Below are 18,159 nucleotides of genomic sequence, written 5' to 3' on the forward strand. Positions count from 1 at the left end.
CGTTCATCCCTTTTTGCGCATACCGATGATCAACCAAGCCGGTAGATCGCTTTATATTTCTCTTCCAGGTAGTCGCACAGATAATCCGATCGCAGCGGCTCCCCGGTGATCCGCTCGATGATCTCCCCCGGCTCGAGCATCTTGCCGTGGCGGTACACCTTCTCGGTGAGCCACTCCTTGAGCGGCAGCAGGCGTCCTGCTGCGATATCCTCGAAAAGCGTCGGCAGCTCGCGCTCCGCCGTCTTCAGCATTTGCGCCGCATACATGTTGCCGAGCGAATACGAAGGGAAGTAGCCGAACATGCCGCCCGACCAGTGGACGTCCTGAAGGACGCCTTCGCCCGCGTTCGAAGGCTCGATGCCGAGCGCTTCCTTGTACTTGGCGTTCCATACTTCTTCGAGCCGTTCGGGTTCAAGGTCCTCATTGAACAGCATCTTCTCGATCTCGTAACGGATCATGATATGGAGGTTGTAAGTCAGTTCGTCCGCCTCGATGCGGATCAGCGAAGGCTCGACGACGTTGATGCCGCGGTAGAACGCCTCTGCTTCGATGCCTTCGAGCTGCGCGGGGAACTCCTTCTTGAGCTCCGGCAAATAACGCTCCCAAAATCCGCGGCTGCGTCCGATCATATTTTCCCACAAGCGCGATTGCGATTCATGTATGCCCATGGACGTGCCGCCGCACAGCGGCGTGCCGTTCAGCTTGGGATCGACGTTTTGCTCGTACAAGGCATGCCCGCACTCGTGGATCGTGCCGAACAGCGCGCTCGTCAGATCGTCCTCCAGATATCGCGTCGTGATCCGAACGTCGCCGGTGCTTAGGCCGGTCGCGAACGGATGCACGCTCTCGTCTAGCCTGCCCGCTTCGAAGTCGTAGCCCATCTGTCCGAGCGTATAGAGGCTGAAGCGCTTTTGCGCGGCCTTGTCGAACTTGCCCTGCAAAAATGCCGTATCCGGCTTGTCTCCGCGCTGCGCGATGTCCGCCGCGAGCGGCACGAGCCGATGGCGAAGCTCGCCGAACAGGCGGTCCAGGTCCGCCGTCGTCGTCCCCGGCTCATACATGTCCAGCAGCGTGTCGTACGGCGTTCCCTTCACGCCCCAGAGCGCGATAAAGCGGCGGTTATAGTCGATGATTTGCTTCAAATAGGGAAGGAAGCCTTTAAAGTCGCTTTTAGCCTTGGCTTCTTCCCATTCCGTCTCTGCCTGGGAAGTGAGCACGACGTATTCGCGGTAAAGCTCCGGCGGAATTTTCAGGTTCCGCTCATACTCCTTGCGCGTCTCTTTGATCAGCTTGCGGTCGACGTCGGTCAGTTCGCCGTCCGCGCCAGCCCCGTCCAGCTCGTCCAGCAATTCGCCCATCTCCGCGGACGTGGACAGCCTGAACATCTCCGAGGAAAGCGTACCGACGGCCTCAGAGCGCTGGGCGATGCCCTTACGCGGCGCCCCTGTCCGCATGTCCCAATAGACGACGCCGAGCAGCTCCTCGTAATGCTTGATCTGGGTCGTCAGCGCACGAAACCGGACGATCGCCGAATCCTTCGTTGCGGCATTTTCGCTCATTCCGATCTCATCCCTTCCATTTCCAATTAAATAGCAGACCCCCTTGATCATACCTGCCGCGATCTCTATAATCAACATAACGGTCTTATGACGCTAGCCGAAAGGAGCGAAGAGCGATGAGAATCGAATGGACGATCGAGGCGGCCGCCGCGCTGCAAGCGAAGTTCGACCCGCCGGTCCGCGTCTGGAAGCTGGTATCGGACAACGAAGGCTGCGGCTGCGCCGTGAACGGCGTGCCGTTTTTATGGGCGGTCGACGAGCCGGCCCCCGGCGACCTTCGCGCGGACGGCGAGCCGATCGAGCTATGGTACGAGCCGCGTCACGCGGTTTATTTCGACGATGTTCTGCGCATCTCCTACGACGGCGCGAACCGCAGCTTCAAGCTGTCGAGCGACGGCCAGATTTACACGAATTCGCTGGGCACCGTCGACCTGAGAACTTCCGCAAGCACTCATACTCGCTGATAGGAGCCACTCAAGATGACCAAATTGGATGAAGTACTTAGCTACAACCGTGAGTTCGTCGCCAACAACGAATACGAAAAGTACACCAACAACAACGCGCCGGACCGGCGTCTCGTCGTCGTCACGTGCATGGATACGCGACTGACGGAGCTGCTCCCGAAGGCGCTCAACATTCGCAACGGCGACGCCAAGATCATTAAAAACGCGGGCGCCATCATCACCGCGCCGTTCGGCAACATCATGCGCAGCGTCATCGTCGCGCTCTACGAGCTCAAGGGCGACGAAGTCATGATCATCGGCCACAAGGACTGCGGCATGACGGGCATCGATCCGAAAGTCGTCGTCGGCCATATGATGAAGCGCGGCATCCGCCAGGACACGATTCGCATGCTCCACAACTCCGGCGTCGACTTTACCCGCTGGCTGACCGGCTTCGAAAACGTCAAAAGCAGCGTGGAAAATAGCGTCGAAATCGTCCGCAACCATCCGCTTCTGCCGCCCGGCACACCGGTCCACGGCCTGATCATCGACCCGGTAACTGGCGAACTCGAGCTTGTTACGGACGGTTATGCCTATCTGTCGGCACAGACCGATGCAAGCTCGCTGCTCGACTAATCGGTCATTTCGGAACTCCGTTCCTTTTGCCGGCTGCGGATCGAGACTTCTCTCGCCACAACGACTTCCGTCCGGTCTCTAACGAGATGACGGTGAACGACATTCGCATCCGCAGTCACTCCCGGGGACAACCATATGGCGCCGAGCGTCTCGGTCTTGCGTACGGCAGCCTCCAGCAGCGCGGGGTCCGCGATCGGGAGATTGAAATCGTCGTAGACGACGCAGTCCGCGTCGATCCAGCGATCCCTTCGCTGTCCCAGCATCCGCTTGAGCTGCCGGCCGTCCAGGCCAAGCTCGTCCATGCGGTCCGGCTCGATCTCCGAATCGGCCTTCGCGAGCAGCTTCAGGGCTCCGCTGCCGTTGCCCCTGCGCGCATGGTACTGCATCACGGCGATTCGGATTAACACCAGCCAGCTGCCTTCATAGGCGGCTTCTTTTTTTTCCTTCCAATATTCCTCCATGATCTCGTGACACTCGAAGTAATCGCGGGTGCCGTGATATTGTGCCAAATAATGTACGAACGGTTCGGGAATCGGGAATAATGACATCATGGCGATTGCGCGCTCCTTCCTTCCATTCGGCTTCCGTCAGCAACAAGCATACGAAAAAAAGCAGAAAAATGAAACCGCGCACGATTTTCGCCGTATTACCGAACGCATCTCATATACACAGGAGGAATCGCAGCGTATGTGGAAAAAATGTTGCTCGTGTTCACGCTGTTCGCCTTCACGGCGGCCGTCGTCATTCCGGCCGACGCAGCGGACGCCGCGCGCAAGGGGTTCAGCTCCAGCAAGCGTTCTTACACCAAGACGCCGGCCAAGGCGCAGGACAACGTATCCAGCAGCACGAACAAAAGTCCCGGAACGACGGCGGGGGCCGGCGCGACGACGCCTAAGCGCGGATTTACGAGCGGAGGCAGCTTCATGAAAGGCCTCATGATCGGCGGCATCGCCGGCATGCTGTTCGGCGGCATGTTCGGCGGCATGGGCTTCTTCGGAGACATCCTGGGCCTGCTCGTCAATCTGGCCGCCCTCTTCTTCGTCGTCGTCCTGATCATGGGCATCGTGAATTCCTTGCGCCGTCGCAGACAGCATCAGCCGCAAGGTCCGAACGATTCCCATCGCCGCTGGTAATCCGCTATGCGGCTAACGACGGACGAGATCGTAAACGCCGTATGCCTGCATACGTCGGAGCGGCAGCAGATACCCGTCACTTCCGTTGAAGTCGAGCTCTCGTGGGACGAAGAGCAAGGCTTCACGGCGGAAGTGTGGGTCGAAGGGCGCAGCCGCTACCTGGTCGAAGCTAATCTCAAGGAATCGATCGTTCGATATATGCTGACCGAGTACGGACGCCGCGTCTATCCCTCGTCCATCACGATGGTGGCGGACGAAGCGCTTGAAGAAATTTTCGCGGACGTCATCGAAGAATAGCGGGTTATACAAGAAGGGCAGGCGGTCGTAGACCGCCTGCCCTTCTGTCGTTTGCTTCAAGCCCTCAGCTTGCCTTCGCGCAGCGGCTCGAAAAAGCTCCGCTCGATCTCGCCAGCCGGAATCGGCTTGCTGAAGTAGTAGCCTTGAATCTCTCTGCAGGACTGTTCGCGCAGGATGTCGAGCTGCTCCTTCGTCTCGATCCCCTCGGCAATGATGTCCAGCTTCAAATGCTCGGCCATCGAGATGATCGTCGCGACGATCGCCCGATCGCTCTCGCTCACCGTAATATCCCGTATGAAGGAACGGTCGATCTTAAGCTTGTGGATCGGAAAATGCTTCAGGTAGCTGAGCGAGCTGTAGCCCGTCCCGAAATCGTCCAGGCTGATGCGTACGCCGAGCGCGCTGAGCCGGTTCAGGATCGCCGTCGACACCTCCACGTCCATCATCATGCTCTCGGTAATTTCCAGGTCGAGATAATGCGGCTCTAGTCCGGACTCCGACAAGATGTTCGCAATGTGCTCGTCCAAGTTGGACTGATAAAATTGCTGCGAGGACAGATTGACGGATACCGGCACGAGCGGCCCTCCCGCCAGGTGCCACTCGCGCATCTGGCGGCAAGCCTCGCGCAGCACCCAATCCCCAAGCGGTCCGACGAGCGCGATCTCCTCCGCGAGCGGAATGAACACGCCCGGAGAGATCATGCCTTTGCGGGGATGGTTCCAGCGTACGAGCGCCTCCACGCCGATCATCACGCCGTCCGAAGAACGTACCTGCGGCTGGTAAAAGAGCTCGAGCTCGTTGCGAGGCAGCGCCTGCCTGAAGTCGCGTTCGAGCTCGAGCTTCTCGGCCAGCTTGTCGTTCAGCTCGGGCTGGTAAAAGCGATATCCGTTTTTCCCCTGCTTTTTGATCTCGTACATCGCCAGGTCCGCGTGCCGCAGCAGCTGGTCGGGCTGTTCGCCGTGCTCCGGGCATACGGCGATGCCGATGCTGGCCGTCACGTAGTAGTCCTGGTGATGCAGCGGGTAGGGCCGCTGGATCTGAAGCACGATCTCTTCGGCAAGCGAGGACAGCTCTTCCCTGCTGCAAGCATCCATCACGAGGATCGCGAACTCGTCTCCGCCAAGCCGCGCGAGCTCCGCGCCGCTGCCCGCTAACGCAAGCGCGATCCGCTCCGACACGTCCTTCAGGAACTGGTCGCCGTACTGATGACCGAGCGAATCGTTGATCAGCTTGAACCGGTCGATATCGAGCACCATGACGGCGAAGCAGCTGCGATTCCTGCCCAGCTCGGACGCGGTCTCGGCCAATCGCTCCTGCCACATGCGGCGGTTCGGCAAGCCCGTCAGATCGTCCTCGTACGCCATTTTGCGAATATGCTCTTCTTTCGATTTGTCCTCCGTAACGTCCCGCAGCTTCATATACATGCCGACGGCTCCGTCGCCGGAGCGAACGGTCGCGATCGATACTTTCAGGCTCAACCTTTCTCCCTTGGCGTTGACGACGGTCGACTCGTACTGCTGGCGCTTGCCGTCTTTGGCCAAAGCGAGAATGTTTTCCAGCTCGTCGGTACGTTCGGAAACCGCGACGCGCAGAAGCTCCTCAAGCGGCATGCCGAGCAGCGCGGACTGCTCCACGCCGACGATTCGTTCAGCAGAAGGATTCAGGCCCGTGATTTTCCTATCGAGGCTGAGCGTGATGATCCCGTCGGTCATGCTGTCGTAGATCGCTTTGTACCAATTTTGGCTCTCTTCGATCCGCAGCTGCTTGGCGGCGAACCGCTTGGCGATGACGATGCCTGCGAGCGACAAGCCGAGCGTCAGGAGCGTGCCGATAACGACGCCATATGCCATCATCCGCTGGTTGGAAAACATGTCCATGCTGCCATGCATCATCGAATGGTCCATTTCGAAGGCGGCCGCGCTCATGCCCGTATAGTGCATGCCGGCGACCGCTGCGCCCATGATCAGCCCGCTCGCCAGCTTCTTGCGAATCGCGTATCGCTTCTGCTGGCGATGATAGACGAACGCGAGCCATAGCGCGGCGACTGAGGCAAGAAGCGCGATGACGACCGACAGCGTCACGATCGCCGGCGAATAGACGATTTGCATCTTCATGGCGTCCATGCCGGTATAGTGCATCGCGCAGATGCCGGAGGCGAGAAAAACGCCCGCCAGCAAGAGACGGCGATATCCCAAACGGGGCTTGGCCGCCAGGTTAAGCGCGACGAAGCAGCCTGCGATCGCGGCTGCGGCGGATATGAATACGAGCGTGCCGTCATACTTGACGGTCATCGGCAGGCGCAGGGCCAGCATCCCGACGAAGTGCATCGACCAGATGCCCATGCCCATGATCGCCGAGCTGAAGCCGATCCATAGCGTTCTGTAGCCTGAACTCGCCTTGCCGATGCGGCCGGCGAGATCTAGCGTCGTATACGAGGCGAGCACGGCGATCAAATAGGAGAGCAAGACGAGAGAGAGATCGTATGATCCGTGCGTATGCGTCATGTTGGTGGCCTCCCTGCCAAATCTTGCGCTGCGAAAAATGAGCCGCGCTTTTACCCATTATACGTGGATTCGAAGCATAGTACACCCAATTCTTGGCGCAATTCATCATAATTCATCGATATTTGTCGATCAAGTGTTCCGTTTTATACTTTTAATCCGAAATGAATCGCGAAAAGCCGTTCGCCATCGCGAACGGCTTCAAGCTGATCCTATCAATTACCAGGCATAGGCGCGCGGCGCTTCGCCGGGTCCCGGGAAAATCTCGTCCAGACGCTTCAGCGTCTCTTCGCTAAGCTCGATGTCGACGACGCGCAGCGCCCCCTCGAGCTGCTCCATCGTACGCGGCCCGATGATCGGCGCGGTCATCGCGGGATGCGCCAGCGTCCAAGCGAGCGCCAGATTCGCCTCGGATTCGCCCAGCTCCGCAGCGAGCTTGGCGAACGCTTCGAGCTGCGGACGGTACTTGTCCACGCGCGACTGATCGCTCGCCCGCTTCGAGCCCGGCGCCGGGTTCAGCGCGCGGCCGCTCAGCAGGCCGCCGTCCAGCGGACTCCAGGCGATGACGCCGATGCCCTGCTCGCGCGCGGCCGGCAGCACTTCAAGCTCCGGAAGGCGCGTGATCAGGCTGTACTTGTGCTGTTCGGACACGAGCCCGAGCATGCCTCTCGATTTGGCTTCGTATTGGGCTTTGACTAGATCGCGGCCCGCGAAGTTGCTCGAGCCCACGTATCCGATCTTGCCCTGATACTGCGCGATGCGAAAAGCGTCCCACAGCTCGTCCCACGATACGTTGCGATCGACGTGATGCATTTGATACAGCTCGATATGATCGGTCTGCAGCCTGCGCAGCGAACCTTCAAGGTGGCGACGCAGCTTGTAAGCGGACAGTCCCGCTTCGCCGTTCGGCCCGTCGCTCGGGTCGCTCATGTCTCCATAGAACTTGGTCGCCAGCACGACGCGCTCTCTGCGCCCTCCGCCTTGGGCGAACCAGCGTCCGATAATTTCCTCGGTGCGGCCCGCGTTTTCGCCCCAACCGTAAATATTCGCCGTATCGAAGAAATTGATGCCAGCGTCGAGCGCGGCGTCCATCATTCTGAACGCTTCCTTCTCGTCCGTGTCCACGCCGAAATTCATCGTTCCGAGGCACAGCTTGCTGACCTTAAGGCCCGACTTTCCCAGTTGACTGAATTTCACTAGCGAATCTCCTCCTCGATATGAATTCCTCTCTATTGTAACCGATCGCATAACAGTTAGGCCAATCCCGGCCGATTTTCGTCGCCCCGCCGCCGGGACGACCGCTGCATAATCGCGCTGGAAGGGTAAACATTAACATCACTGGAGGTGCAGCCATGATTGTCGCATACACGATGATGTTCATCCTAATGATCGTCGCCGTCGGGTGGCTGATGTTCCGCGCGAGAGAGCTGAAGCGCAAATCGGACAGGCGGTAAAGCGCGAACGGCCCCCGCAAAGCCGAAGCCGTCGCTTCGCCCGCGTGGGCCGTTTCCATTTACGATTAATCGAAGCCTTAATCCCGAATCGGCATGCGAGCCGTTCAAGAGACGGCTTTGCTCGCTTTTTTTGCATCCTTCCCGCCCGCAGCTTGTATAAGTGCCCGTGAATTCAAGACGATGATCGGTCACGTGAAAACCGTATTCCCGCGCGAGACGCTGTTCCAGCTCTCCGAGCCAGTCTTCCTTGATCTCCTTCAGACGCCCGCAAACGGTGCAGATCAAATGGTGATGCATATGCGCGCTCTCGTCGCTCCGAAGGTCGAACCGCGCGACGCCGTCGCCGAAGTTCATTTTTTCGACGATATGCAGCTCGGCCAGAAGTTCCAATGTACGGTACACGGTCGCAAGGCCAATGTCCGGATGCACTTCGCGAACGAGCATGAACACTTCCTCCGCGCTGAGGTGATCCTGCTCGTACTCGAGCAGCACACGAACCGTAGCCTCGCGCTGCGAAGTCAGTTTGTAGCCTTTGCTCAGCAGCTGCTTATTTATTTTAATCAGTTGATCGTCGAACGTCGTCATCGGGATTGCCCCCTTCGTCCGCATGACGGTATATCGCCATGCAGATTGTAATGATTCTAAACTATTATAACCGATGGCTCCCATAAAAGAAATCGGCGCGTTCGAATGAAAACGCTTGACATGATACATTTTGTATCATACAGTTATAAACAAATAGTCCACTTAATATAGCAAGAAGGAGCTAAGCGATATGAGCATGGGAGACCGCCTTCGACAGCTTCGCCTCGAACGCCATCTATCCCAAGAGGAAGTGGCGCGACAGGTTGGCATCACGAGATCCGCCTACAGTCATTATGAAATCAACAATCGCCATCCGGTTTACGAGACGCTCATCAAGCTTGCGCATTACTTCAACGTCTCGCTGGACTATATCATCGGCGGCGCCGGCGCGAAGCGCCCCGAGCATCCGGCCGAACCCCAGGAGCACAAGATCCTCGAGCTGTTCAAGTCCATGGATCAGGAGCAGCGCCAGCAGTCGATCGGACTCCTACTCGGCATCGTCGAGGGCGAGCGAAAGAAACCCGTCAGGTCCGTCGCCAAAAGCAAAGGATAGCGGACGCAAGCGCGCACAGCCCGCCGACGCACAATCCCGCGCATACGTCCGAAAGATAGTGAACGCTGAAATAGATTCGGCTCCAGCCAGTCGCCGCGATGAGAAAGATCGCGAGCGCACGGACGACGTTTTTCCAAAAGCGACCGCGCAGCGCGAGCCCGCCAAGCAACAGCCACCAGCCGTACATCGCGGCTGCGATCGTCGCGTTGCCGCTCGGATATCCGTAACCGTCATGCGCGATGCCCCATGCGCCGTCCGGACGCTCGTATCCGAATGCGGACTTAAGCATCATTTGCAGGACGTAGGCAGCCAGGACGACGCCAATGAAAGAGACGGCGATCTTCCATGAACGAAGCCGCCACCAGCAGGCCGCGGACAACAGCGTGATCGCGGCGATGACGGCCGACCTGCCCATATCGTTCACGGTACGCCACAAGCTCGTCCAGCCAGGCGCGCGGGTGGTCGAGGCCGCATCCGCAGCCGCAACGTCCCACCCGGCATAGCCGCCGGCCCTCAAGGACGTGATCGTCGCGAACAGCGCCGCCAACACGGCGATCGCGATCAAGATCGTTCTTTTTTGCGCGTTTGTTAATGTCATTGCTCTTCCTCCTCATTCATTCGCATGGCTAGCGGCAGCGTGATCGCGAAGGCGCTCCCCCCTTCCGGACGGATGCGCGCCTCGATGCGGCCGCCGTGCGTCTCCACGATCTCGCGCGCGATCGCGAGGCCCAGTCCGCTGCCGCCGGACGAATAATTTCTCGCCTTGTCGCTTCTGTAAAATCGTTCGAACAGCTTCGGCAAGTCTTCGGGCAACAGGCCCGCGCCATTGTCGAGCACCGCGATCTCCGCCTCGAACGGCCACTCGCCGCGTCGCGCTTGGATGCGAATCTCTCCTCCGCGAGGCGTCGCCTGGATGGCATTGTAGATCAGGTTGGATATGACCCGGTCCATTCGCCGCTCGTCGATCTTCAGGCAGGCGGTCTCGATGGCCGGACCTTCTGCCCGGCAGTCGAACGCAATGCCCTTGGTGACCATTTCCATGCGGTAGTTCTCCGCGAGACGTTCGAGCCACGCGGGCAGCGGGACGAGTTCGTATGTCATTTGGGCTTGACGCGCCTCGAGCATGGACAAGTCGAATAAATCCCGGATCAGCTCGTTCAGCCCTTCCGCTTTTTTTAGCATGGCGCCGATGACCGCCTCCCGCTGCCCGGGATCGGAGATGACGCCGTCCCGAAGCGCCTCGAGGTACCCTTGAATAAGCGTCATCGGCGTCCGCAGGTCATGCGAGATATTGCTGACGAGCTGCCTTCGTGACTGCTCCGCCGCGTGCAGCGCCTCCGTACGCTCCGCGATGCGTTGTTCGAGCTGTCCGTTCCATCTGCGGAGCTCCGCCGACAGCTTTTCGGCCTTGGCGAACGACCTGGAAAACCTCAGCGAGATCAGGAAGGAATTCATGACGACCAAAAACAGCAGCCCGAACGGAACCATGTCGGGCGCGCGCCACCAACCGTTATAAAAGAAGATGTCGCTGAGCACGGTGCCCACGAGCCCGGCCACGCCGATCAGGGAGAGGGCGGCGCCCTCTCGCCCTCGTATCAGCGCCACGATAAGCAAGTACAACGATGCGACGCTCAAGGCGACTACGAACGCCTGATAGCATAGGATGAGCGAGCTCGACGCGAGCAGCGGCAGCCCCCAGGTGAGCGCCATCAAAGCGCCCGCAGCCGTACACGCCACGAACGTCCATCTGCGCGTGATTTCTTTGCTGTACGCGCGGCGGAAATACGCAAAGCCGCTAAGCGCGCTCAGCACGAAAAAGCTGTACTCGATTCTCCCCGCCGCCGTCCACGTCATTTCCGGCACGAACCTTGGGAGCAATCCTTCGCCGATGACGCTCATCCGACCCGCGACGCAGATGCAGAGCATGGCGAACAGCAGATTGTCCAGCTCTTTTCTCCGCAGCGCGTACAGCCCGATATGGTAGATGCCGATCATGAGCAGGCAGCCCAGCACGATAAACTCCCTGGCCTCGTGCACGAAGGCGAGCTGCTTGATCTGCTCGGGCGTGCCGAGCACGAGGGCGCTGCGGATGCCGCCTGTCCGGTGATGGAAATTCGCCAGCTCCAGCGTGATAATCGCCGAGGGGCCGGAAGGCTGGAAAAACACGATGTCCGGCAGCTGGTATGGCTTCGTCGAAGCCCTCGATTCGCCGGGCACGCCCTTCGATCCGACAAGGACGCCGTCGACGTAAAGGGCGTAAGCCGTCGATAAATTCGGAAGCCGAATGCCCAGCATGCGCGACTCGGTCGGCAGATGCCGCAGCTCAAGCCGGTACGTGCCGTAACCCTGGCTCGGCAAACGGCCGCCTTGCCCGTCCGGCAGACCGCTCCATGTGCCGGGAACGGGAATCGTGCGGTCGAATGCGGCCCTTTGGCGCAGCTCGCCCCAAGAAAAGCGCCATTCTCCCTCGAGCGGTACCGTGCCGCTCTTATCAAATGAATAACCTTCAAGATCTACGATGCCGTCCTGCGCGGCAGGCTTGCCGCTCGGACCGCCTTCGCCGAACGCGAAGCCGCCCGCCAATCCGGCCAGCGTCATGACGAAGACGAAGACAAGCAGCGCCCCTTGTCTCCTTCTCGTTTTTTTTTGCTTTCATTTTCCATTCGCTCCTGCCTTGAAACGCTGTCCTCATCGTAAACGCGCATTGCTTATGCGTCAACGCTTTCAGTATAATATGGTACAGTCGAACGTTGACATGGCATGGGAGGGAATTACCTTGAGCAAACCGATTGGCACCGTTCTCGTCGTCGACGACGAGCGCGAGATCACCGAACTGATCGGGTTGTTCCTGACTAAAGAAGGCTTCGCGGTGCATGCCGCGGAGGGCGGAGAGGATGCGCTGCGCATCGCCGAAGCGTTAAGTCCGGATCTCGTCATCCTGGACGTGTCTCTCGGCGACATGGACGGCATCGAGGTGTGCAAGCGGCTGCGCGAAGGCGGCTGCGCGGACGTGCCGATTCTTTTTCTCAGCTGCAAGAGCGAGGATGCGGACATCGTCCTCGGCCTCTCCGAGGGCGGCGACGATTATATTACCAAGCCGTTCAGTCCGCGGCAGCTCGTGGCCCGCGTGCAAGCCCATATCCGCCGCAGGCGCCAGCGCGAACGGTCGCAAGCCGAAGAGCAGCAGGGCCTGATGGCGTTTGGGAGCCTCGAGATCGATCCCGGCCGGTTCGAGGTCCGGAGGGACGGCGAGACGCTCCCGCTGTCCGCCAAGGAATTCGAGCTGTTGTGCGTCCTCGCGCGCCAGCCCAACCGGATCTTCGCGATGAACGAGCTGTACCGGCTCGTCTGGCATACGGACAGCATGGGCGACACCCGGACGCTGATGGTGCATATCAGCAATCTTCGCAAAAAGATCGAACCCGACCCGTCAAATCCGGTGTATATCCACACGGTGCGCGGCTTCGGATATCGCTTCTTGACGGATTGCCAATCGCTTCAAGACGCGCGCTGACCGATTAATTCGAATAGTAAAGGAAGTTAAACGGAACATGAGAATGGCAACCGACTGGCAAGACTACGAGCTCATCGACACCGGCGCGGGAGACAAGCTGGAGCGCTGGGGCGACGTGATCCTAAGACGTCCCGACCCGCAGATCATCTGGCCCCTCGCCAAGGAATCCGCCGACTGGCAGCGTCCGGACGGCCACTACTTCCGCAGCTCCTCCGGCGGCGGCCAGTGGCAGTTCAACAAGCAGCTGCCCGAGCGCTGGACGATCGCCTACGGCCCGCTCCGCTTCCACATCAAGCCGACCAACTTCAAGCACACGGGCCTCTTCCCCGAGCAAGCGGTCAACTGGAGCTGGATGATGAAGCGAATCAAGGAAGCCGGCAGACCGATCCGCGTGCTCAATCTGTTCGCCTATACCGGCGGAGCGACCGTCGCCGCGGCTGCTGCCGGCGCCGAAGTGTGCCATGTCGACGCCGCCAAGGGAATGGTCCAATGGGCGAAGGAAAACGCGGCGCTATCGGGCCTCGAATCCGCGCCCGTGCGCTACATTACGGACGACGTGTTCAAGTTCGTGCAGCGCGAGCAGCGCCGGGGCAAGCAGTACGACGCCATCATCATGGATCCTCCCTCCTACGGCCGCGGGCCCGGGGGCGAGACCTGGAAGCTCGAGGACAGCTTGTACCCGTTCCTCGAGGAGTGCAAGAGCATCCTCTCCGACGATCCGCTGTTCGTGCTCGTCAACTCCTACACGACCGGCCTGTCGCCGACCGTGCTGCACAACCTGCTGCACATGTCCATCGGCCGCCGTCACGGAGGCAAGATCGATTGCGGCGAGATCGGCCTGCCGATTACGCGAAGCGGCCTGACGCTGCCGTGCGGGATCTACGGACGATGGGAAAGCGCGGAATAAACGATAAAAAAAACCGAACAACCGCTCCAAGCCGAAGGCTCGGGCGGTTGTTCGGTTTTTTATAAGGTTTTTTTATAAGCTTGTACTGGAGGCGGACCACAGCTTCGTTCCGCCGTGCTCCATCGTCCATAGCCTATCAGGCGGAAGCCCCCGCCGTTCCCATTCGGCGTTAAGCCGGTCCAGCGCCTCCTTGGGCGTATCGTCGGCCAGCCGGAACGATCCGTAGTGCATCGGTACGAAATAACGCGCGCCCACGTCCTCAAATGTTTGTATCGCTTCTTCGGGCGCCATATGCGAGCCTCCCATGAACCATTCCGGTTCATAAGCCCCGATCGGGATCAGCGCGACGCGGATGTCTCCGTACTTCGCGCCGATCTCGCGAAAGCTGCCGTCGTAGCCGCTGTCGCCGGCGAAATACAGACAGTCGGAATCGTGACGCATCACCCATCCGCCCCAATGCGACGTATTGGTATCCCATGGCGTCCGCCTCGTCCAATGCTTGGCCGGCACGAAGCCGAACGTAACGCCTCCGACGCGCGTCTCGGACCACCAGGAGAGCTCTTCGACGCGCCTGAAGCCTTTACGCCTGAACCAGGTTGCCAAGCCGGCAGGCACGAGCGCGACGAAATCGCCGGGCAGACGGCGCAGGCTGCCCAAGTGAAGATGGTCGTAATGCGCATGGGACAGGACGACGACGTCGATCGGCGGCAGCGACTCGATCGGCAGACCCGGAGGCGACAGTCTCGGGGCGAAGCCCATTCGCGACGCCCAGACGGGGTCCGTCACGATATTAAGTCCCCCCGAGCTGGACGAGAAAGGTCGAATGTCCGACGAACGTCACGGTCGGCTCGGTGCGGTTCGCGGACAGCATGGCCGTATCCGGTTCTGCGCGGGACACGACAAAAGACAGGTCTTTCTTTTTCGATCGGCGTTCTTTCTGCCACTGCCGCAGCTCCGCGAACGATTTAATGTTCGAAGAGCCGTCGGCATTTTCGTACTTTTTCGTCATCGTAAACCGATGCTCCTTCTGGACGCTGTCCTGCTCCCTTCAATTGTAGCAAGCCGGGCGGCAAAATGCACAGCTACTTCGGATTCAGGACGTCGCCTGAATGGCAGTCGCTTCTTCGCCGGACGCGGCCAGCTTTTTTGTCCCTCGTGCCCGAAACCTTGCCGATCAGATAGACGAGCAGCTGACGGTTGTGGGCGGATAGCCGGTCGAGCGAGCGGTTCACGATCTCGCTGCGGATGCGAAGTCCGCGTTCGCGCTCGGTGTGGCCGAAGTCGGTCGTGCTGATCCACACGATGCGGCGATCGTTTTCGTCTCGGGTACGCTTCACGAGTCCGTTCCGTTCCATGCGGTCGAGCAGCGTCGTCACCGCCGCCGGCGTCGTCTCCAGGTGCGGCAGAAGCTCGGAGGGCTTCATCGGCTCGTTCGCCTGCAGCAGCTCCAACACTTGAAGCTGTCCTCCGGTCAGTCGGGGGGGACATCTCCGCCTCCATCTGCGATTGCCAATCCTTTGATAGCTTCATCCAGCTCTTCACAAACTCTGCGGCCGGTTCCACCTCTGGATCACCTCTCCTCTTCAAAATGATGCCGATTAATCTCTTCTCCTTTAATTATATGCAAACCCGATGTCGAAAGATAGATTAAGCGCATTAATGATTTACGCCATAAATCCGCAAGGTGTGGTACGGGACGACAGCCTATGACATATAATGCTGACAGCTGGCGGCAACGGCCGCCCGCCGTGCGGAGTGAAAAGAAGGAGAGGTCTTCTATGGCTGTGGAGGACGAACGCATACGGATGATCGGCATCATGGCGCGCGAAGCCGGTATTATAGATGATCCGGGGTGGCTGAGCCGGCTTACGGAGCCGGTGCCCCTTTGGTTCGTGTTGGAAATGATGCTGAAGTGGATCGACCGTTACGATCCGCAGGACGGTCCGTACGATTGAGGCAAGCAGACAAAATCAGCCCGGGTCGCCATGCGGCCGGGGCTGATTTGCTGGTGAACTCGGAATTTATATGGTAGCTTGCACGGTTTTTTCGACTTGCTCAGATCTTATGTTGCTAACTTCTCCAGCCGCTTGGCTTCAATGCGTCTGCGGCGGCAGCGGCTTGAGGAACGTCTCGACCAGCGGATCGGTCCGCTCGATCGCCCCCACGGTTCTGCCGGTGCCTCTCCGGTCTTCGAGCGGCGTGCTGTCGGAACGGAATTCGCCATAGGCGCCGCCGGCCGTCACGGTCACGATGCCGATGTCGTCCTTAACGTAGTACGCGGCGACGAGGCGGGTGCCATTCGGACGCACGCGCTTGCCTTCCTTGATCTCGAACGTCTGAATCCCCTTGCCGCCGCGACCCTGCGGCGGATAGTCGAGCAGCAGCGAGCGCTTCGCGAAACCGTAATCGGAGATGACGAGAATCTCGCCCTCGTCGCCCGACACGTGGAGGCCGTCGGTGACGGCATCGCCCTCGCGCAGCTGGATGCCGCGAACCCCGCCGGCGACGCGGCCCTGAAGGCTCACATCGGCCTCTTGGATCCGGATGCTGAGCCCCTGCTCCGTCACGAGCAAGATCTCCTGCGGCGAATCGCTGCGGAACGCAGAGCGGACCTCGTCGCCGTCCGCGACCTTTACGGCCGCGATCGCGGCGCTGCGGTTGGTCGCGTATTCGGCCATCAGCGTGCGCTTGACCTGGCCGCGCTTCGTGACGAACACGAGCGCGGGCCCCTGCTCGCCCTGGTCGGCCAGCGTCTTCCACTCGCCTGCTTTTACCGGGATGACGGCCATGATCCGGTCATCCTTCGGCAGCGCGATGAGATTGACGATCGCGGTGCCGTTTTCCTTCCACTTAAACTCGGAGATCTGATGCACCGGCAGCTGGTAATACATCCCCTTCTGCGTGAACAGCAGCAGCGAATCCAGCGTGTTCAGCTGCAGGCTCCAGCGCAGCTGGTCGCCTTCCTTGAGCCCCGTGCTGCCGAGATCGCCGCCGGACCGCGTGAACGACAGCATGCTCGTGCGCTTCACGTAGCCGTGGCGCGACAGCGTCACTAGCACTTCCTCGGCCGGAACGGTCACTTCGAGATTGACTTTGAGCTCTTCGACCTCGCCCTGAATAACGGATCTCCGATCGATGCCGAACTTGCCGCGGATCTCGCCGAGCTCGTCCTTGATGACGCCCATCAGCTTTTTGGGATTGTTCAGAATGCCGCGCAGCTGATTGATTTTTTTCATCGTTTCGGCGTGTTCCTTCTGGAGCGAGTTGATCTCCAGATTGGTCAGCCGGTACAGCTGCAGCGTCAAGATCGCATCGGCTTGCCGTTCGGAAAATTCGAACTTCGCGACAAGGTTGTTTTGCGCGTCCTGGCGGTTTTTCGATGCCTTGATCGTGTCGATGACGGCGTCGAGCAGGTTCAAGGCCTTGACGAGTCCTTCGAGCACATGAGCCCGGTCTTCCGCCTTTTCGAGATCGTATTGCGTGCGGTGCGTGACGACCTCGCGCTGATGCGCGACATAGGCCTCGAGCATCGCCTTTACGCCGAGCTGGCGCGGCGCCTTGTTGACGATGGCGACCATGTTGAAATTATAAGCGACCTGCAGGTCGGTTTTTTTTGAGCAAATAGGCGAGAATGCCTTCGGCGTCCGCGTCCTTCTTCAGCTCGATGACGATGCGCATGCCGGCTCTTCCGCTCTCGTCGCGCACCTCCGCGATGCCTTCGACCTTCTTTTCCAGCCGAAGCTGGTCGATGCTGTTAACGAGCTTGGACTTGACGACCTGGTAAGGAATCTCGGTCACGACGATCTGCTGCTTGCCGCCCCGCATGTCCTCGATCGCCGTCTTGGACCGAACGTAGATGCGTCCTTTGCCGGTCTCGTAAGCTTCGCGAATGCCGTCCTCGCCCATGATCCGGCCCCCGGTCGGGAAGTCCGGTCCGCGCATGATTTTCATCAGGTCGCCGACCGTCATGTCGGGATTGTCGATGAGTGCGGTACAAGCGTCGATGACCTCGCGCAGGTTGTGCGGCGGAATCTCGGTGGCGAAGCCGGAGGAAATGCCGCTGACGCCGTTGACGAGCAGGTTCGGATAACGCGCCGGCAGCACGACCGGCTCCTTGGTCGTGTTGTCGAAATTGTCCTTGAAAAGGACCGTGCGTTTGTCGATGTCCCGCAGCAGCTCCATCGCGATCGGCGACAGGCGCGCCTCGGTGTACCGCATCGCCGCCGGCGGATCGTCGTCCATCGAGCCCCAGTTGCCGTGGCCGTCGACGAGCGTATGACCCATCTTCCAGGGCTGCGCCATGCGCACCATGCCGTCGTAGATCGAAGAGTCGCCGTGCGGGTGATAGTTGCCCATGACGTCGCCGACCGTCTTCGCGGATTTGCGGTACGGTTTGTCCGGCGTATTGCCTGAGTCGAACATGGCATACAGAATCCGGCGTTGAACTGGCTTCAATCCGTCGCGGACGTCGGGAATCGCGCGGTCTTGAATAATATATTTGGAATAGCGTCCGAAGCGGTCGCCAACGACCTCCTCCAGAAACGCGGGCAAGAAGTTCTCGAGCAAGCTCATAAAAG

At 59.8% G+C, this 18,159-nt stretch carries 15 protein-coding genes and 3 pseudogenes; 8 read left to right on the plus strand and 10 right to left on the minus strand.

What is annotated here, in order from left to right:
- Nucleotides 1-29 precede the first annotated feature (29 nt).
- Nucleotides 30-1,559 carry a carboxypeptidase M32 gene (locus OMP38_RS00990; protein ID WP_277563512.1) on the minus strand — a complete coding sequence of 510 codons (1,530 nt, stop codon included), beginning with the start codon at nucleotides 1,557-1,559 and terminating at the stop codon, nucleotides 30-32.
- 116 nt (nucleotides 1,560-1,675) lie between these two features.
- Between OMP38_RS00990 and OMP38_RS00995 the strand changes: the two genes are divergently transcribed.
- Together OMP38_RS00995 and OMP38_RS01000 are read left to right on the plus strand one after the other, a co-directional pair.
- Nucleotides 1,676-2,023, plus strand: a complete 348-nt coding sequence (locus OMP38_RS00995) for an iron-sulfur cluster biosynthesis family protein (protein ID WP_277563513.1) — start codon at nucleotides 1,676-1,678, stop codon at nucleotides 2,021-2,023.
- A gap of 15 nt (nucleotides 2,024-2,038) precedes the next feature.
- On the plus strand, nucleotides 2,039-2,638 hold the full coding sequence (locus OMP38_RS01000; protein WP_277563514.1) for a beta-class carbonic anhydrase: 600 nt from the start codon (nucleotides 2,039-2,041) through the stop codon (nucleotides 2,636-2,638).
- Here the strand turns inward: OMP38_RS01000 and OMP38_RS01005 are convergent.
- Nucleotides 2,635-3,189, minus strand: coding sequence for a DUF309 domain-containing protein (locus OMP38_RS01005; RefSeq protein ID WP_277563515.1), 555 nt, complete (start codon nucleotides 3,187-3,189; stop codon nucleotides 2,635-2,637). The genes OMP38_RS01000 and OMP38_RS01005 overlap by 4 nt on opposite strands.
- A 147-nt stretch (nucleotides 3,190-3,336) precedes the next feature.
- Here OMP38_RS01005 and OMP38_RS01010 point away from each other — a divergent pair, with 147 nt between their 5' ends.
- Entirely contained in the window at nucleotides 3,337-3,771 is a 435-nt protein-coding gene (locus OMP38_RS01010; protein WP_277565128.1) for a hypothetical protein, read from the plus strand.
- A gap of 6 nt (nucleotides 3,772-3,777) precedes the next feature.
- The gene (locus tag OMP38_RS01015; RefSeq protein WP_277563516.1) at nucleotides 3,778-4,068 is read left to right on the plus strand and encodes a DUF2653 family protein; all 291 of its coding nucleotides are present in this window, start codon (nucleotides 3,778-3,780) and stop codon (nucleotides 4,066-4,068) included.
- A gap of 56 nt (nucleotides 4,069-4,124) precedes the next feature.
- Here the strand turns inward: OMP38_RS01015 and OMP38_RS01020 are convergent, their stop codons facing one another.
- The 3 genes and pseudogenes from OMP38_RS01020 to fur all read right to left on the minus strand — a co-directional run.
- Nucleotides 4,125-6,572, minus strand: a complete 2,448-nt coding sequence (locus OMP38_RS01020) for a bifunctional diguanylate cyclase/phosphodiesterase (protein WP_277563517.1) — start codon at nucleotides 6,570-6,572, stop codon at nucleotides 4,125-4,127.
- Between the two features lie 216 nt (nucleotides 6,573-6,788).
- A complete protein-coding gene (locus OMP38_RS01025) occupies nucleotides 6,789-7,766 on the minus strand; it encodes an aldo/keto reductase (RefSeq protein ID WP_277563518.1) in 978 nt (325 codons plus the stop codon).
- Between the two features lie 374 nt (nucleotides 7,767-8,140).
- Nucleotides 8,141-8,608: pseudogene (fur, locus tag OMP38_RS01030) on the minus strand (ferric iron uptake transcriptional regulator); the annotation flags it as partial.
- A gap of 190 nt (nucleotides 8,609-8,798) precedes the next feature.
- On the opposite strand from fur, the gene OMP38_RS01035 reads away from it, so the two are divergent.
- Nucleotides 8,799-9,161: a helix-turn-helix domain-containing protein gene (locus tag OMP38_RS01035; protein WP_277563519.1), complete on the plus strand. Its 363-nt coding sequence runs from the start codon at nucleotides 8,799-8,801 to the stop codon at nucleotides 9,159-9,161.
- Here the strand turns inward: OMP38_RS01035 and OMP38_RS01040 are convergent.
- On the minus strand, nucleotides 9,133-9,759 hold the full coding sequence (locus OMP38_RS01040; protein WP_277563520.1) for a phosphatase PAP2 family protein: 627 nt from the start codon (nucleotides 9,757-9,759) through the stop codon (nucleotides 9,133-9,135). The genes OMP38_RS01035 and OMP38_RS01040 overlap by 29 nt on opposite strands.
- Complete coding sequence (locus OMP38_RS01045; RefSeq protein ID WP_277563521.1) at nucleotides 9,756-11,759, minus strand: sensor histidine kinase; 2,004 nt, start codon at nucleotides 11,757-11,759, stop codon at nucleotides 9,756-9,758. Before OMP38_RS01045 ends, OMP38_RS01040 begins: the two co-directional genes overlap by 4 nt.
- A 178-nt stretch (nucleotides 11,760-11,937) precedes the next feature.
- On the opposite strand from OMP38_RS01045, the gene OMP38_RS01050 reads away from it, so the two are divergent.
- Together OMP38_RS01050 and OMP38_RS01055 are read left to right on the plus strand one after the other, a co-directional pair.
- Nucleotides 11,938-12,675 carry a response regulator transcription factor gene (locus OMP38_RS01050; protein ID WP_277563522.1) on the plus strand — a complete coding sequence of 246 codons (738 nt, stop codon included), beginning with the start codon at nucleotides 11,938-11,940 and terminating at the stop codon, nucleotides 12,673-12,675.
- Between the two features lie 37 nt (nucleotides 12,676-12,712).
- Entirely contained in the window at nucleotides 12,713-13,582 is an 870-nt protein-coding gene (locus OMP38_RS01055) for a class I SAM-dependent methyltransferase (RefSeq protein WP_277563523.1), read from the plus strand.
- A gap of 72 nt (nucleotides 13,583-13,654) precedes the next feature.
- Here the strand turns inward: OMP38_RS01055 and OMP38_RS01060 are convergent.
- Both OMP38_RS01060 and OMP38_RS01065 read right to left on the minus strand, forming a co-directional pair.
- Nucleotides 13,655-14,591 (minus strand): annotated as a pseudogene (locus OMP38_RS01060) (MBL fold metallo-hydrolase).
- Nucleotides 14,592-14,664: 73 nt separating this feature from the next.
- A complete protein-coding gene (locus tag OMP38_RS01065) occupies nucleotides 14,665-15,036 on the minus strand; it encodes a MarR family winged helix-turn-helix transcriptional regulator (protein WP_338130379.1) in 372 nt (123 codons plus the stop codon).
- 324 nt (nucleotides 15,037-15,360) lie between these two features.
- Here OMP38_RS01065 and OMP38_RS01070 point away from each other — a divergent pair, with 324 nt between their 5' ends.
- Nucleotides 15,361-15,537 carry a hypothetical protein gene (locus OMP38_RS01070; RefSeq protein ID WP_158543738.1) on the plus strand — a complete coding sequence of 59 codons (177 nt, stop codon included), beginning with the start codon at nucleotides 15,361-15,363 and terminating at the stop codon, nucleotides 15,535-15,537.
- 138 nt (nucleotides 15,538-15,675) lie between these two features.
- On the opposite strand, the pseudogene gyrA reads toward OMP38_RS01070, so the two are convergent.
- Nucleotides 15,676-18,154: pseudogene (gene gyrA / locus OMP38_RS01075) on the minus strand (DNA gyrase subunit A).
- Between the last annotated feature and the right edge of the window lie 5 nt (nucleotides 18,155-18,159).

The organism is Cohnella ginsengisoli, assembly GCF_029525555.1.
Classification (GTDB): Bacteria; Bacillota; Bacilli; order Paenibacillales; family Paenibacillaceae; genus Cohnella; species Cohnella ginsengisoli.

What these genes read in the sequence shown, in the direction of transcription:
- OMP38_RS01040 (WP_277563520.1), bottom strand. Translation starts at nt 9,759, where the DNA reads ATGACATTAACAAACGCGCAAAAAAGAACGATCTTGATCGCGATCGCC.
- OMP38_RS01015 (WP_277563516.1), top strand. Translation starts at nt 3,778, where the DNA reads ATGCGGCTAACGACGGACGAGATCGTAAACGCCGTATGCCTGCATACG.
- OMP38_RS01045 (WP_277563521.1), bottom strand. Translation starts at nt 11,759, where the DNA reads ATGACGCTGGCCGGATTGGCGGGCGGCTTCGCGTTCGGCGAAGGCGGT.
- OMP38_RS00990 (WP_277563512.1), bottom strand. Translation starts at nt 1,559, where the DNA reads ATGAGCGAAAATGCCGCAACGAAGGATTCGGCGATCGTCCGGTTTCGT.
- OMP38_RS01035 (WP_277563519.1), top strand. Translation starts at nt 8,799, where the DNA reads ATGAGCATGGGAGACCGCCTTCGACAGCTTCGCCTCGAACGCCATCTA.
- OMP38_RS01000 (WP_277563514.1), top strand. Translation starts at nt 2,039, where the DNA reads ATGACCAAATTGGATGAAGTACTTAGCTACAACCGTGAGTTCGTCGCC.
- OMP38_RS01055 (WP_277563523.1), top strand. Translation starts at nt 12,713, where the DNA reads ATGAGAATGGCAACCGACTGGCAAGACTACGAGCTCATCGACACCGGC.
- OMP38_RS01010 (WP_277565128.1), top strand. Translation starts at nt 3,337, where the DNA reads ATGTTGCTCGTGTTCACGCTGTTCGCCTTCACGGCGGCCGTCGTCATT.
- OMP38_RS01020 (WP_277563517.1), bottom strand. Translation starts at nt 6,572, where the DNA reads ATGACGCATACGCACGGATCATACGATCTCTCTCTCGTCTTGCTCTCC.
- OMP38_RS00995 (WP_277563513.1), top strand. Translation starts at nt 1,676, where the DNA reads ATGAGAATCGAATGGACGATCGAGGCGGCCGCCGCGCTGCAAGCGAAG.
- OMP38_RS01070 (WP_158543738.1), top strand. Translation starts at nt 15,361, where the DNA reads ATGGCTGTGGAGGACGAACGCATACGGATGATCGGCATCATGGCGCGC.
- OMP38_RS01005 (WP_277563515.1), bottom strand. Translation starts at nt 3,189, where the DNA reads ATGATGTCATTATTCCCGATTCCCGAACCGTTCGTACATTATTTGGCA.